Source organism: Hespellia stercorisuis DSM 15480, assembly GCF_900142165.1.
Lineage (GTDB): Bacteria > Bacillota > Clostridia > Lachnospirales > Lachnospiraceae > Hespellia > Hespellia stercorisuis.
The window spans coordinates 1-15,321 of record NZ_FQZY01000013.1; the positions used below are offsets into that span (position 1 = coordinate 1).

Genomic DNA, 15,321 nt, shown 5'->3' on the forward strand with positions numbered 1-15,321 from the left:
CGCTCTAACAAGCGTGAGAAATTAGACTTCAAATTAGAAGACGGCAGACACCGTTCATCTAAGATGTGGTACTGCCGCCTCTATCACATCCTGATGTTACAGCATCTGGATGCATGGGATATGCCTTTTGAATCCACCCTCAAAAAGTTGATTCTACAAGCAGCATAATCCTAAGATTATTATATCTCATTTTTTCAAACATAGCGACAGTTATGTCTATTTCCTGTACCCATTTTTACGTTCATGGATAATATTTACTTTTCAAAGTACTATACCAGAGTTTCGCTGGCATGATCACTCAAGATTCCGAGAGATCATTATCCAAAGAGAATGTTTTTGAGAGATTACTGTCACGGACTTTATCACCATTTTCATTCTGGAAGGTGATATGCTTCTTGCTTTCAGACCATGTGACAGACCATCCTCTTTCCTGCATATCTCTTATAAAATCATTTTTGCTACAACAGTTTTCTTTAACTTCAATGACAGCTATTACACAATCTACAACATAACTCTTTTTGTCATCATGCTGGAATAGATTGTATTTATCCTTACTCCATGCAGTAACCTGACCTTCTTCAATTGCTGTACCATCAAAATGCTTACCTTTCTCTGTAATAGAAAGTCCTCTTTCTAAACAAAGACTATTGGTATACTCTTTCTGGTGTTCCAAATCTCTTTTTGTCTGATGAAGTTTTAACCCATCAATATAGGATACAGAATTGGTAACGATATGAATATGAAGGTGGTCTTTGTCCTGATGAACCCCAATTAAACTTTGGTGGTCTGGAAAGAATTTATCTACAAATTCTTGACCAATTTCAAGACACTGTTCAGGAGTAATGCTTTCATCCTTGTGAAAACTAATGATGTTATGAGCATACATTCTTCCTGTGTCCTTATTCCATAAACGCTTTTCATCGAGAAACGCATTATAGACATTATCCCAGTTAAGGGTATCAGAATTATAAGGACCCGTAATGGCTACATACCCTTCATGAACCTTTTGGTCTTGAAGAACATATTCAATTACATTTCTCATCGCTCCGTGCGATTTTGTTGATTTATTGACGACCTTATTAACAGCCATAATTCTTCACACTCCTTTCGATAGTGGCTAATTTCATCAGAGGCTTTTATAAGTTCAGTTGTGGTAGGTAGAATACCCTGACCATTTGCGACATGAGCCATCTGATTAACATTTGTTGCAAGCCCACGAAGCTGTTTAACCAAATCAGCAAAAGTTTTACTAATATCCTTTTGAACAGCAATTTCATCAGATGATGTTATGGTAGAGCCTTGTATGGAACTTATGATATAGGCTTGCTGAGACAAACCAGATTCATCAACTTTATCTTGTAAAGATTCGTATTCGATATCACTCATTCTGATAGTGACAGCTTTGTTTCGTTTTCTTTTTACTTTTTTATCAAGCATGTGTATTACCTCCATTGATAAGAAATTAAACATAATGTGTTACATTGGATTGCAAATCATTTGTTACATAGAGTGATGCACTGTATGTAATAAAATGATTATGAGTTGCTAGGGTGAAACCATAGCCGATGGATGCAAGGGGCGAGAAGACCTTTAGCAAAATGGTGGAAGATATGAAGGAAGGTTCAGTGAACCTTTCGTAATATCGGGAACTATTTTTGCGTGCCTAGTGTCGAGAGAGTAGAACTCTTTCGTGGGGGTTCCAAGGGGGCAAAGCCCATCTGGCAAGTTTAACGAAAGTGAAAAGCCGAAAGGCTTTTTACTGAGTGGTGCGTTATGGCTTGCCATAATGCGAAACTTGCCTAACTACTCCACACAATTACACTGGATTCGGAAGACTCAGGGGAGTGGTTAGTGGTCTTGCTTATGGAAGGAAAGGAACGGAATTATTTAATGGGTTCTCCCTTGCGGAGAAGTCATTAAATGATGCAGTGGATTGACTTACATAAGCTGGTTTGAAGGAAGAATACGGAGATGGAAAGGAAAGACGGAAGGTTGTTTTTATAACCTTTTGTCTTCCTTGTAATCAAAGTATCCTGACTGAAAACCAAAAACGAGGATATGCATTATATTTCAAATTCAAATTTGATGCGACCGGAATTGTAGTCATCCATAAATCTACGCAAAGCATATCCAAGTGTGACAGTCTTAAATGGAACATTCTTATTGAACTGCTTCCATTCTTTGGCTACAGATTTATCAATCATATAGGACTGTCTTGATACAGTATCATCAGATTTACGCATCTGAATGGTGACTGGTTTAATGGTAGCTGTAGGGGCATCAGAAGTTTTGTGCCACCCATTCTCATAACCTCTGTCCTTTAGAACAGTGGTAAGATACGAATAAGAAAAATCACAATTCATATACTCACCGAAGTCATTGCCAGTGTGTCCTTTTGAACTTTCGACTAAAGAAAGAAGCTCTCTGTCCGATTTCTGCTGTAATTCTTCTTTTGTCATTCTTGGTGTAACACTGTCTGGTGCAGTGCCTGTAATATTGTTGTTATTGTTTTGTGTATCCATAGTTAATACCTCCGTTGTATATAGTGATACTGTGTGTGTTGCACCCTATGTAAAACACCGTATTTGCAAGTGTTTCACATAGGAGGTTACTAATTATTCATAAGCTCTTGAAGCTTATCTTCAAGCATTTCTCTTGGAAGCATATTAGCTTGGCGAGAGTTACGACCAGCATTTTTCCAGTCGTTAGACTTCCATGTTTTTGTGGAAGTGTTATGAGAGTTTATCCAATCATCTCTGTCGCTACCTTGAAGCTCGTTAAGCATTGGAATATTCCAGAAACCAGCTCTATGACCCATGATGCACGAATTGAGGATAGCCCAGTCCATATCACGGACTTTGATATTGGTGCTTTTTGCATCAGTTTTGAACCAGAAGATATTCCAGTCATCCATAGTACGAAGACAGGAGACAGTAGCTTTACGCTGACGATACTCCTTAAATTCTGCAATGGTTCTGAATGGAACAGTGGTAAAATTGGCGATTTCATATGTCACACCCTCGATTGTGATAGTGCTTATATAAAAGCTGTCTCTATCGGGTTTACGCTTCATATCGAAGTCCATACGAATGTGTTTTGTGGTTTCTTTTACAACAAAATCTTTACCCTGAACAAGTTCTTTAAAGGTAGTCCATTCACTGTTCTGATAATCAACTGTTCCAGTACGCTTTAATACCTGAGTCATTAACCAAAGTCTGTCCTCGTAAGAATCGGATGGATAACCCGATTTAGTGCTGTTGTGGGCACAAACACCTTCATATTCCTTATCATTGAAAATCATCGGATTAGTCTTGCAATAAAGGGAAACATTACCACGGGTAGTAAAGTTCACAAGGTCATTCTGACAGTGCTTAATTTCCCATATTTCAGCATCTTTCCCATTGGTCAAGAATAATCTTGACTGTTCCATAAAAGGTCTAAATCCATATAAATCAAGAGATTTAAGGGTGTTCTCAGGAACATCAGAGATAAATCCATCGGTAGTGACAGAACAAGTCATATATCCAAGGTTATGACATTGATTCTGTGCAGCTAAGAGTTCGGCACGAACTATGGAAGTAATCATGCAAGCTGATACTGGATTAGTTATTGAGGAACACCCCAAATCTTCCATAGCATCTTTGTAAGCCGTCCATGATAATTTCTGAACCACATTTTGAGCATTTTTTCCGTAACCACTATTAACCATTGTCTTTAAAATCAATTCTTCCAGCGATTTCTTACCATGTTCTGCTTTTGCTCTATTTCTATCTTCCACAAGCTGTTTAACAGCAGTTTGAAGTGAGTAAGACATTTTTCCGTTGTCAGGATTGATAATGCTATTAAGAACATATCCTCTTTCCACAAATATTTTTGCCCCAAGCTGTAACGCAAGGAACAATTCGGGTCCACAAGCATATACACCATCCATACCATCAGATGTGCTAGGGTAAGTTGGAATCCCTTCGACATTAACTGGAATACATGGGTATTTCACATCTAAAGGAAATTCAAACCTTACATAAGCGAGCATCATAGTAAGAGGAGCATAACCACCGATAATAGGAACAACGAAGTCTTGCAATGTTAGTTCACGGTTGATGATTTCGGTTCTTATAGGGTTTTCCCAATCTACATCAGAAACAAGACACATAGCTGTTGGATAAGCGTTTTGAAGGTCATAATCGAATGTTGTTTGAGAAAAATATCCGATATCAGAGCTGGCATTATATCCACCGTGATAAGCCTGAGATGCATAATACTGAATGGTATTTGCTTTATCTGATATTGGCTCGAGACTTGTGCTTTCGATATAGCCAGGTCTATCGGTTCTTGGTACAAGACCGTGTCCTACTGTTTCAAGACCACGATATTTACGGTTAAATTGTTTAGTGTTATCACACCCAAGATATTCCATCATTACACCTCTCATTACGTTCGCAGTAGCAGATGTAACTGTTACTGGTGGCTTGTTATTGTAGCCATAGAGAGCTGATTCATATAAAAGAGTTACATTGCTATCATTGGCTGCATATTCAAAATAGGCACAAGGGTCATTCATAAGAAGCCTGTCCATATGTTCAATGTCACCCTCATTAAGTTGTATCTTTTCCCATCCGATAGTTTTACCAAGAGCTTTTAGTGATTTCATGCCAGCTGGTGCATGACACATGGTATCTGCTAATTGAAGGCTGATTGGATAAGTGTGAGTATGGCGATTTCTCGTAAATTTAGGATTCACACTTTGAGCATAAGTCTTTGTGGGTTGTAAGTTGATTAGTCCACCTTGAACCTCGGAACAAAATTTCAAGATATCCTTACTGTATTTTCTGCTTTGGTCAAAACCAGAGACATCAACTTTCCCAGAGTGGCAAAGGAGAACTACTGGAATGTGCTGAGTCTTAGACCAGTCATACTTTGTACGAGACTTTTTACCATCAGGGAACAGATGAACACTTTTCTTCATAGCTTCATCATTTGTATCAAAAAGAGTAGTTTCAAACTCCCCAGTCAATTCGTTTTTACCAGTGATATCTTCGTATTTTCTAATCTGACGAATATCTGTAGGTTCTAATGCAAGGCTGTCGAGGATTCTTCCAACTGCAAGTTCAAGACTGAGACCGTAATTTTCACTCTTTCTGATAAAAATAAATTCCACAAGGTCTTCACCATCAATGAGAGAAAACTGCCATGAGAGGATGTTTCTGTATGATTGACCGTTGTCAACCATGTAGTACCACTCACTATCAAATGCAATTACAAGAGCTGGACTTTCAGTTCTTGCAGATGCAAGTGATGGATAATTTGAAAAGCTAGAGAGTGTAGGAAGGTTTTCTGAACCTCTGGTAATTGGAAGAATTGGGGATGGTGTCAAATCTTTCTGTGGGTTTCCCATAGGGGCTTTTGACACCATCCTTAAAAGTGGCTCTGAACCATTGATTTTACTGGTGTTTTCACAACTTGTGATTTCAAGCACATTTGGCGATTTTTTTGAAATATCGCCATTTTGTGACACCAAATCAGAGAGTTTTCTTCTTCTTTGGTAAAGGTCAAATCTGTAGTTATAATCAATTTCCGATGATTTCCCCACACTGTATCTTTTCCATCCAGTAGAAGTTACTGCGGAAGATACAATTGCAGTGACTTCTGAAAGATTTAATTGTTTTGCTGATGTTCCATCAATCATATCTATCTCTCCTAATCTGTCAGGAGATAACAGCGAACTGTAATCTCTTGCATTTGATTGGGATTTCTCTTAGTGGGAGAGGATTTTGTATAGGAAAAAGATGTAAGAAACACCTTGTTATTGGTGTTGTTAAGATGCGAATACAAGACATGATGGCTCGCTCTCGACCGGACATGCCAATAGTCCAAGAGACATGCTGAGCCGTCTGGAGACCATGGTGCTGATGGGGATGGAGCTTCCACTGCCGGCCATCCAGAGACAGATTGCCTCGGGAATCGACATCATCGTGCATCTGGGGAGAATGCGGGATAAGAGCCGGAAGGTTCTGGAGATAGCGGAGATACTGGGATACGAGAACGGAGTGATCCGAACACAGACATTATATGAGTTTCGGGAAGAGAAAGGAGTACAAAGAAATGATACAGAAAATATACGGAATACAGGAAATGCCGAGAATGCAGAAGATACAGGGGGCACAGCACGGCCGGAGGTTCCAGAATATGCAGAAAAAGCGGAGAGAGCCGAGAACGCAGCGGACGCCGCGGAGGGGAGAATGCATGGACAACTTATGAAAATATGTGAACTCACACAGAAAGAAAAGCTACTGGCAGCAGGATATCAGGAAATATGAATATCTTGAGGCCGTCGGAAAAGGGATGCTCCTTCTGGTCAGCATTGCCTGTCTGTTTTATGATTCTGCAGCCGCAGTAATCATCCTGTTGCCGTTTCTGGCATATTACCTCTGGGTTTGGAGAGAACAGTGTATCAAAAAGAAAAAAGAAGAATTTCGGATGCAGTTTAAGGAGAGTATGACTGCGATGTCTTCCGCGCTGAACATCGGTTATTCAGTGGAAAATTCAATCAAGGAAGTACTGAAGGACCTGAAGCCGCTCTACAGACCGGAATCTAGGATTATCTGCGAATATACGTACATGGTTCACCAGCTGAATATGAATGTACCATCGGAGGTGGTGCTGCGTGAGTTTGCCGATCGGGTGGATCAGGAGGATGTGGAGAATTTTGTTACCGTTTTTGTGACGGCAAAAAAGGCGGGCGGAGACAGCGTAGCGATCATTCGAAACACGGTGAAGATCATCTGCGACAAAATAGACGTGAAGCGGGAAATACAGACAATGATGGCAGCAAAACAGTTTGAGTTTAAGGTGATGACAGCCGTTCCGCTGGGAATTATCGGCTACATGAGATTGAGCTTTGCAGAGTTCATGAGTGCATTGTACGGAAATGTGATCGGTGTTTCCGTGATGACGGTATGCCTTCTCCTGTACGCTGGGGCATACTGGATGGGGAAGAGAATCGTGGATATTGAGATATAACAGAAAGAGGGAGCGACGTGAAGACAGAAAAAGCCTGGTGGAGGAAAAAGGTTTACAGGCAGGCGGCTGCGGTGCTGGTTGGAACCATGACGCTTGCACTGACGCTGACTGCAGCGGACAGCAGAAACCGCCTGCCGGAGGATGCACAGGGGAGAAGCCAGATCGAGAGAAACACACAGGGAGGCGGAGAAAAAGAGGTGAGTCTGGATGCGGAGGTTGAGACCGGGGACGGGAAAAAGAAACTGGAGGAGATTGCCATTGCGGTCGGTGAGCGTCAGTATGAGGAAGCTGAGATAGAAGAAGTGCTCGGAGAGGCAGGCGTGGAACTGGAAACACAGATTCTTGGACAAAACAAAACATTGGATGAGGTCCGTTCGGATCTGGAACTGCCTGCCAGGGTTCCGAACACTTCCATCGAGGTATCCTGGGAGCTGAGTAATTATGAAGTGATGGATATGCAGGGGAAGCTTCAGAGCGAAAAACTGACGGAGGGAGGAACAACGGTAGAATTAAGTGCACTGCTCACATATGAGGGGCAGCATGCGATGCACAAATTTTCAGCGTGTGTGTATCCGCCGGTTCAGACAGCGGAGGAGAGGTTGAGAGAAAAGGTGCTGGAGGCGGTGTCCGCCGATGAAGAGAAGACAAAGACAGAAGCAGCGGCGCCCCTTCCAAATGAGGTGGATGGAATGGCGGTTACGTGGAGCAGACCAAAGGAGCAGAGGGGACTGGCCGTATTGCTGATCGGAATTGTGCTGGCAGGGCTGGTACTGGCTCTGGATAAGCAGAATCGGGTGAAGGCTGTGCAGGAGAGAAAAAAACAGATGATGGTAGATTATCCGGAGATTATCAACAAGTTTACCGTGCTTCTGGGAGCCGGCATGACTGTGAAGAATGCGTGGACCAAGGTGGCTGCTGATTATGAGAACCGGTCTGATAAAAAGAAAACACGGTACGCATACGAGGAAATGATCTATACATTTCACGAGATGCAGGGCGGTGTGACGGAGGCGGAAAGCTATGAACGGTTTGGCAGGAGATGTGGAATAACGGCGTATGTGAAGTTTGGCGCCCTGCTCTCACAGAATCTGCGCAAAGGTTCAAAAGGTCTGGCGCAGCTGCTTACGATGGAGGCGGTCAACGCCTTTGAGGAGCGGAAAGGACTGGCCAGAAGGCTGGGGGAGGAGGCCAGTACAAAGCTGCTTCTCCCAATGTTTCTTATGCTGGCGATTGTACTGGTTATCGTGATTGTGCCGGCGTTCTTTTCCATGCAGATGTAGTGCGCAGGATTTCTGACGGCAATGAATGAGAAAGAAAGTAAAAAATATGTGAGAAAGAAAGGCGGAGTGGAAGGTATGAAAATAATGCAAGAAATGACAAAGATAAAAGATAAATCGAAACAGATGGCATGGAGAACCGTAATCAAGACAAAAAATGTCTGTGCAAGAGCGGGAGAACAGGTGAAAAATAAGCTCCAGGATGAAAGCGGAATCGGAGTGGTTGAAGTGATTCTGATACTGGTGGGAATATTAACCACTTATTATAGGGTGAGTATAAGGTGTATGAAGTAAAAATATGTGGATAAATAGAACTGGATATACAGTGTGAGGTGAAAAGTGTATATGAAGTCAAAAGAAAAAATGACAAAAAAGATTGTATTGATTAGATACTACAATGTAATATTTTATTTGTTTTTTGAAGCAGGAATAGATGATTTAAAGAGGCAAGTGCTAAAGTTTTTGAAATATTAGCAAAAGAATATTTCGAATATGAAGAATAATATAAACCTTTAGTTATCATATTGTAGGCTATAGTAAAAAATGTCTGAAAGGAGAAGAGTGTTTGAACGATTATAGCCGAAAGTCCATTATGATTACACAAACTGATCTTAACTGTTTGTTTTAAGTAGACCTCGATTAAGAAGTTAGCTTTTCATCAAGGGATCTGTGCTTTAACGCTTACGATGAAAAGAAAGAGAACTGGTTTATATCCAGATAGAATATAGACCGGTTCTTATTTTTTAAGATGCTATTATATATAGTGAATATTTTGATCTTGAAGTTCATACGTTCCATGATTAAGGAAACCAATTGACAATTATGCAGAATATAAGAAATTTTACCAATGTAAAGTTAACTTGCATTTCGCAAGTAGGATCTGGGGTTGACATTCGTTCGATTTCTCATGATTATAATCAAGCTAATCAATCGTTGTTTTCGTTCTGGGATACCGATTTCCATATTATTAGAATTATGATTTCTTAAGGCGAGATATTCACATAGGAAGTCGGGGAATATTGAACTATAACAAGCAAGAAAAGAATGCATTGATATCGGTATGAAAGATTTTTGCAAGTGCAACTAATTCCGATACCTTAATATTCATGCGATTTGTTTCCAGTTTGGCATAGGTACTTTTGGTGATAGAAATACCCATAAGATTTAACTTCGCGATTACCTCGTCTTGAGTCATATTGTTTTTATATCGAATTGCTTGGATATTTTTACCAATATCCATATCTGGTCTAATCTTTTGCATAATGATGAACTCCCCTTATAAAATGAAAAGTTTCGTAATACAGAAACATATATATTGATTCTAAAGAGTTTAAATTTTATAATGTTTCGTAATAAGGAATTATTTTTAACAAGAAGAGGTAAAAGTATGATGGATGTGGAGCAGGAAAAAAGAATATTTTTTAATTTATGTGGTAAGAGGGATCGAGCGTTATTGTCAGGTAAAAAAAGAATGACATTGGGAGATATGGAACGATTGACATATCTTACAGAGTTCTTTGAATTGGAGAACTACGGAATCGCCTTATGGAAAGAATTTGGTGATGATGTAAAAGAACCGTTGGAAGCGATGATGAAAATGTTAGATGAACCGGAGTGCATAGAAGATCGATGGCTTGATGATGAAGCAAAAGGGGAAAAGTGGCTGTTAGAATTTCAGGAACTGGCATTAACGGAAGAATACAGGGAATGGATTCGAAATTATATCGATAAAAAATATGAAGAAAGAGGATTACCATATCCGACAGGAGCAGACTTCGATTAAGAGGTCTGTTTTTTTCTGGTCTTTTGGGAGGTGATAAGAGGTGGAAGTAAGTATTTATGAACTCTTGGCGGCAGCAAGAGAATCGGCTAAATCCGATTATATAAAAGGAGACAGCATTTTGTGTGAGAAGAGATTTTATCCAGATACCCATTACATGGTGGAAATGGAACTGCTAGAAAATGATAACAGGCTGGGAGAAAAGGGAGATCATATACGGAAATTTCTGACAGAACTGGAGTATCTTCCCATTTTACAAAAGCAGGAAAAACATCTCATAAAAATAAAAAGACAGGCAATTGTTCAAAAAGGAAACTTGCGATATATCCCTCCCTCGGACAGGCTGGACCGCCGCCGGGAGAGGGCTCTTTTATAACCGGCTGGGAAGGAACAGTAGTGTTCCTCTGGCGATAGTGGTATAAAAAAGCCAGATTTTCCGCAGGTTTTGGGACGCTGGAATATGGAAAAGTGTTCACGAATGGCACTTTTGCAACAATCCGTTGCAGCAGTGAAAGCATTTTTGACCTTACGTTATACAGAAAAATGAAAGGGTGTGATTGTGATAATCATAGGAATTGATCACGGCTATTATGCAATAAAAACAAGACAAGTGTCTTTCCCAAGTGGAATTATCAAGTATGATTATGAGCCGTATACCATGCAGAATGTTCTGCAGTATCAGGGAAAGTATTATGTCTGCGGTACAGGGAGGCAGACGCTGGTAAAAAACAAAACGTCCAATGATAATTATTATCTGCTGACGTTGGCAGCCATTGCAGAAGAAATCAAGCATCGGAAAGCGGAACGAAAGACAGAGGTAATTCTGGCTGTCGGACTTCCGCTTTCAAGTTTTGGAAGAGAGAAACAGGGATTCAGGGAGTATCTGTTGCGGAAAGAGCAGCCAGTGCGATTTTTATATGAAAGTGAGTTATATGAGATAACAATAAAAGATGTGAAACTGTTCCCACAGGGATACTCTGCGCTTGCTCTGCATCCAGAATATCTGAAGAATGAACCGTCTGTTCTGCTTGTTGATATTGGTGGCTGGACCGTTGACCTTATGAGGCTGGACAATGCTGTTCCCAATGCAGCAACGTGCAGGAGTCTGGAGCTTGGAGTGATCCGATGTATTGATGAGACAGCAGAACAGGTGCGTAGAAATACCGGACTGTCTGTGACAGAAACTCAAATTGAGCGTGTGCTTCGAGGGGAATCTTGCAGTATGGCAGAAGAGGCCAGACGGATCATACAGGAAAACGGACGGAAATATATAGAAAGAATACTGTCTGCGGTGACAGAATCCGGGTTTGATCTCCGGGCAGTACCAACCGTATTTATGGGTGGAGGCTCTGCAATTTTAAAACGCCACGTGACCGCACAGGACGCGATTTGCCGCCCCGTTTTTATAGAGGACGTCCATGCCAACGCAACAGGGTACGAACGGATTGTAGAGCAGATGTGGGCGAGATGACACGCCCTGTGTATTCGTTCCGCCCGAACCTGAAAAATCCAGAACACCAGAGGGCATGGGAGAAATTTCAAAGTGTTCCAGAAGGGCAGAAAAGCCAGTATCTGGTTCAGGCAATTCTGGAAAAAGAGGATCGAAAATGGCTGGAAGAAGTCATTCAAAAGACGATAAAAGAAAGTGTTCGGGAATTAGGAATATGTGGCACTACGGAACAATCGACAACGAAACTATCATTGGAAGAAATACCAGATCAGATGATGGATTTTCTATCTCAAATGGAAAATTTGTAAAGGGGGTGAGGCCTATGATTGCACGATACATACATTGTTGGATCTGCTAGGGGTAAGACAAGAAATGCATCGTTATCTTTGGTGGGTATTGTGAATAGCTTTCCATGCGGCTTTGGAGTATGTTGTGTGTAGCGAAAGAGAAAGGAGAAAAGTTATGGCAGAGATGAAAAATATCTGCGGAAAGATTCCGATGGACTTACATGAAAAAGTAAGAGAAGAGATTGAACTCACAGAAAGCAGCACACAAAAATTTTTACAACAGGTCATTGAAGAACATTTCAACAGACTGGAAGGAAAAGGAGAAATAAGTATGGGAGCAGTAAGAACAGTAGCAGTACAGATATCAGAGGAATTATTCCAGAGATTAAAAACAGTCATCGCAAAAAAAGGCATGAAACAGAAAGACTTCTTAATTCAGATCATCGAAGAGGCACTGGAAAAGGCAGAAGCCGAATGGCAGAACAAAGACAGCATGGAAGAAACGGAACCTGCAACCGGAGAATCTGGAACAGAAGAGACTCAACCGGACGAGGAAAACGAACCGAGCGAGGAAAGCGAACCGGACGAGGAAAACGAACCGAAAGAAGAAAGTGAACCGGACGAGGAAACTCAACCGGAAGAAGAAACCAAAGCAGAAGAACCAACAGAATGGTAACAAACAGATACAGAGAAACCAACAGGCGGTATGAGAAAGATCATGCCGCCTGTTTTTATCAGCAAAGGAGGTTGATAACCGCAACCATTCAATTTTTTGATCTCTTTAGCGGAATCGGCGGATTCCGAGAAGGCTTAAGACGTGCAGGGGGATTTACCTGTGTCGGACACTGCGAGGTGGATACTTATGCGGATAAGAACTACCGATTGCTGTTTGACACAGAAGGGGAGTGGTATTGTAGTGATGCACGAACAATTGAACCAGAACGAATGCCGGATTTTGATCTGCTCTGTGCAGGATTTCCTTGCCAGGCATTCTCTATCGCCGGAAAGCGAGAAGGATTTGCTGACGCAAGAGGAACTCTCTTTTTTGAAATTGCCCGGATTCTTGAAGCTAAAAGACCCTCGTATTTTATCCTTGAAAATGTTCCCGGTTTGTTATCGCATGACAAAGGCCGGACGTTTTGCACCATCCTCAGTACGCTTTCTGAACTGGGGTACCATGTCGAATGGAAAGTGCTTAACAGCAAGGATTTCGGAGTCCCCCAAGCAAGAAAACGGGTGTATATTGTCGGATATCTTGATTTCCGATGTGCCGGAAAAGTATTACCTGAACCAGAAACAAATGGAGCAGCTCTTGTTCAAATCCGGGCAGGAAGTCAGGGAAAAAGAGTCTACAGTCCAAAAGGATTAAGCTGTACCCTGACGTCACAAGCCGGAGGAATGGGTGGAAAAACAGGATTATATGATGTAGGTGTTCCAATCAAAGAGAATACAAAGCTCGGCTACAAACTTGCAAGAGAAGGGGACAGCATCGATCTGGGTTATGCGAATCTCAACAGCAGGAGAGGAAGAGTCGGACACCAGATCGCACATACCCTGACAACAGGTGTTCAACAGGGAACGCTGCACTTTGTCGATCTTTCACCTCCGCCGGTGGTAACGGAAGAATGCAGAAGCCTGAATACCAGACAATGCGGTGTCCACAAATATAAAGGAGAATGTTCTGGTGTATTAGCAGAGGATGGAGCAAGAGCAGTCTTAACACCAGCAAAAGAGAATGTCCGGCAGAACGGCAGACGCATGAAGGAACCGGAAGAACCAATGTTCACGATTACTGCAACAGATCGTCATGGCATCTTGTATCACGGAAGAATACGCAGGCTGGTTCCAAGAGAGTGTCTGCGTCTGCAGGGATATTATGACTGGCAGATCGATAAGATCATAGACTGCACATCGGATGCACAGCTATATAAACAGGCTGGGAACGGGGTAACTGTTACGGTGATCGAAGCAATCGGAGCACTACTGCGAAAGGCAGATGCGGAGCGAAAAGAACTGGAACTGTCTGAGAAAGGATAGTGTCGGTGATGATTGGAATTCAGGATCAGTACTTTGGTACGGAAATCGAGATGACAGGGATCACCAGACAACGGGCTGCCGAAGTTGTAGCAGAACTGTTCGGGACAGAAGCCGTTTATGAAGGTGCGTATTACGGAATATGGTCAGCGAGAGATCGGGAAGGAAAAAAGTGGAAGTTCATGTCTGACGGAAGCATTGATACACAAAGAAAATCAGGTGGTCGAATCGTATCAGCAGATGGAGAATATTCAACAGAGATGGTATCACCGAAATTATCCTATGATGAAATGGGAAAATTACAGGAAGTTGTACGCTGTCTGCGGAGACATGGAGGTTTTGTCAATGAGTCCTGTGGTCAGCATGTTCATGCAGATGCGGCGAACCATACACCGCAGAGTCTGAAAAATGCGCTGACCATTATGTACGCAAAGGAAGATATCCTGTTCAAAGCATTAAAAGTGCAGGAAAGAAGAGCAAATAGTTATTGCCAGAGGGTGCGACCGGATGTATTAGAGAAAATCCGAAAAATACCAAATAGATCAATCACTATGGACCGAGTAAGAAATGTCTGGTATGGAGGTAGGGATGGAAGTCATACCCATTATGATCATACCCGTTATTATGCGTTAAACCTCCATGCTGTATTTTCCAAAGGAACATTGGAGTGGCGCTGTTTTGAAAGTACCCTTCATGCAGGAAAAGTGAGGGCGAACATTACACTGGCACTTGCGATTTCCGCACAGGCGATCAATCAGAGATCCACCCAGATGAAAAAGACACCGATCTCAGAAAACCCGGCGTTTACATTCCGAACGTTTTTGTTGCGGCTCGGATTAATCGGAGAAGAATATAAGAATGTACGGAAACACCTGCTGGTAAATCTGGAAGGTGATCTGGCATGGAGATACGACAAAAGCACGTATGAGTGTCTGAAGAAAAAGCAAAGGACGGAAGACGTCAGATCGAGGTGAGAAAAATAGAAGAGAGATATTATTTTGCTTATGGCAGTAACATGAACCTGGGGCAGATGAGATTCCGCTGTCCGGATGCAGAAGTGGTTGGAAATGTCCGGCTGGAAGATTACCGGCTGGCATTCCGTGGCAGAGCTCCGGGAAATGGCGTTGCAACTGTGCTTCCGGAAAAAGGAAGCTGTGTGGATGGAGTCTTATGGAAAATCACAGAAGCTTGTGAAAAGAATCTGGATTTTTATGAAGGATTTCCGAATTTTTATGGGAAAGAAACCATTCAGGTAAAGGATCAGGCTGGAACTGCAAGGGAAGTATTCGTATACACGATGAACTCCCCTCATAAGGATGTTCCGGCAAGACCATCGAAATTTTATCTGGATGGAATTCTGGAAGGATGTCTGGAAAACGGTTTACCGACAAAGGCAGTGATGGAGGCAGTAAAACGCACCAGACAGGAAATGAAAAAAGCAGAAAAGCAATATACAAGATAAATGTTACCGCA

General features: G+C 41.8%; 16 protein-coding genes and 1 pseudogene. 12 read left to right on the forward strand and 5 right to left on the reverse strand.

Annotated elements, in window-relative coordinates:
- Positions 1-298: 298 nt before the first annotated feature.
- The 4 genes from BUB85_RS04900 to BUB85_RS04915 form a co-directional block, all read right to left on the reverse strand.
- Positions 299-1,090, reverse strand: coding sequence for a relaxase/mobilization nuclease domain-containing protein (locus tag BUB85_RS04900; protein WP_073106238.1), 792 nt, complete (start codon positions 1,088-1,090; stop codon positions 299-301).
- Complete coding sequence (locus BUB85_RS04905) at positions 1,039-1,437, reverse strand: plasmid mobilization protein (protein WP_073106241.1); 399 nt, start codon at positions 1,435-1,437, stop codon at positions 1,039-1,041. The genes BUB85_RS04900 and BUB85_RS04905 overlap by 52 nt, the downstream gene beginning before the upstream one ends.
- Positions 1,438-2,063: 626 nt before the next feature.
- Positions 2,064-2,522: a hypothetical protein gene (locus BUB85_RS04910; protein WP_073106244.1), complete on the reverse strand. Its 459-nt coding sequence runs from the start codon at positions 2,520-2,522 to the stop codon at positions 2,064-2,066.
- Positions 2,523-2,611: 89 nt separating this feature from the next.
- Positions 2,612-5,686, reverse strand: a complete 3,075-nt coding sequence (locus tag BUB85_RS04915; protein WP_073106247.1) for a DNA polymerase — start codon at positions 5,684-5,686, stop codon at positions 2,612-2,614.
- Between the two features lie 139 nt (positions 5,687-5,825).
- Here BUB85_RS04915 and BUB85_RS22580 point away from each other — a divergent pair.
- The 4 genes and pseudogenes from BUB85_RS22580 to BUB85_RS04935 all read left to right on the forward strand — a co-directional run.
- Positions 5,826-6,317 (forward strand): annotated as a pseudogene (locus BUB85_RS22580) (hypothetical protein); the annotation flags it as partial.
- Positions 6,265-7,020 carry a type II secretion system F family protein gene (locus BUB85_RS04925; RefSeq protein ID WP_073106250.1) on the forward strand — a complete coding sequence of 252 codons (756 nt, stop codon included), beginning with the start codon at positions 6,265-6,267 and terminating at the stop codon, positions 7,018-7,020. The pseudogene BUB85_RS22580 and the gene BUB85_RS04925, both read left to right, overlap by 53 nt.
- 17 nt (positions 7,021-7,037) lie before the next feature.
- Entirely contained in the window at positions 7,038-8,300 is a 1,263-nt protein-coding gene (locus BUB85_RS04930) for an immunoglobulin-like domain-containing protein (protein ID WP_073106254.1), read from the forward strand.
- A gap of 21 nt (positions 8,301-8,321) precedes the next feature.
- On the forward strand, positions 8,322-8,591 hold the full coding sequence (locus tag BUB85_RS04935; RefSeq protein WP_073106257.1) for a hypothetical protein: 270 nt from the start codon (positions 8,322-8,324) through the stop codon (positions 8,589-8,591).
- A gap of 730 nt (positions 8,592-9,321) precedes the next feature.
- On the opposite strand, the gene BUB85_RS04940 is transcribed toward BUB85_RS04935, so the two are convergent.
- Positions 9,322-9,558, reverse strand: a complete 237-nt coding sequence (locus tag BUB85_RS04940) for a helix-turn-helix domain-containing protein (protein ID WP_073106261.1) — start codon at positions 9,556-9,558, stop codon at positions 9,322-9,324.
- A 126-nt stretch (positions 9,559-9,684) separates the two neighbouring features.
- Between BUB85_RS04940 and BUB85_RS04945 the strand changes: the two genes are divergently transcribed.
- The 8 genes from BUB85_RS04945 to BUB85_RS04980 all read left to right on the forward strand — a co-directional run bounded on the left by BUB85_RS04945 (position 9,685) and on the right by BUB85_RS04980 (position 15,310).
- On the forward strand, positions 9,685-10,080 hold the full coding sequence (locus tag BUB85_RS04945) for a hypothetical protein (RefSeq protein WP_227036168.1): 396 nt from the start codon (positions 9,685-9,687) through the stop codon (positions 10,078-10,080).
- A 40-nt stretch (positions 10,081-10,120) separates the two neighbouring features.
- The gene (locus tag BUB85_RS04950) at positions 10,121-10,453 is read left to right on the forward strand and encodes a DUF5720 family protein (protein WP_073106267.1); all 333 of its coding nucleotides are present in this window, start codon (positions 10,121-10,123) and stop codon (positions 10,451-10,453) included.
- 186 nt (positions 10,454-10,639) lie between these two features.
- The gene (locus BUB85_RS04955; protein WP_073106555.1) at positions 10,640-11,548 is read left to right on the forward strand and encodes a ParM/StbA family protein; all 909 of its coding nucleotides are present in this window, start codon (positions 10,640-10,642) and stop codon (positions 11,546-11,548) included.
- Complete coding sequence (locus BUB85_RS04960; RefSeq protein WP_073106270.1) at positions 11,545-11,835, forward strand: plasmid segregation centromere-binding protein ParR; 291 nt, start codon at positions 11,545-11,547, stop codon at positions 11,833-11,835. Before BUB85_RS04955 ends, BUB85_RS04960 begins: the two co-directional genes overlap by 4 nt.
- A gap of 154 nt (positions 11,836-11,989) precedes the next feature.
- A complete protein-coding gene (locus tag BUB85_RS04965) occupies positions 11,990-12,490 on the forward strand; it encodes a hypothetical protein (RefSeq protein WP_073106273.1) in 501 nt (166 codons plus the stop codon).
- A gap of 71 nt (positions 12,491-12,561) precedes the next feature.
- Positions 12,562-13,851: a DNA (cytosine-5-)-methyltransferase gene (dcm, locus tag BUB85_RS04970; protein WP_143160661.1), complete on the forward strand. Its 1,290-nt coding sequence runs from the start codon at positions 12,562-12,564 to the stop codon at positions 13,849-13,851.
- Positions 13,852-13,859: 8 nt separating this feature from the next.
- Complete coding sequence (locus BUB85_RS04975; protein WP_073106279.1) at positions 13,860-14,822, forward strand: amidoligase family protein; 963 nt, start codon at positions 13,860-13,862, stop codon at positions 14,820-14,822.
- Complete coding sequence (locus BUB85_RS04980; RefSeq protein ID WP_330392228.1) at positions 14,777-15,310, forward strand: gamma-glutamylcyclotransferase; 534 nt, start codon at positions 14,777-14,779, stop codon at positions 15,308-15,310. The genes BUB85_RS04975 and BUB85_RS04980 overlap by 46 nt, the downstream gene beginning before the upstream one ends.
- The last annotated feature ends 11 nt before the right edge of the window (positions 15,311-15,321 follow it).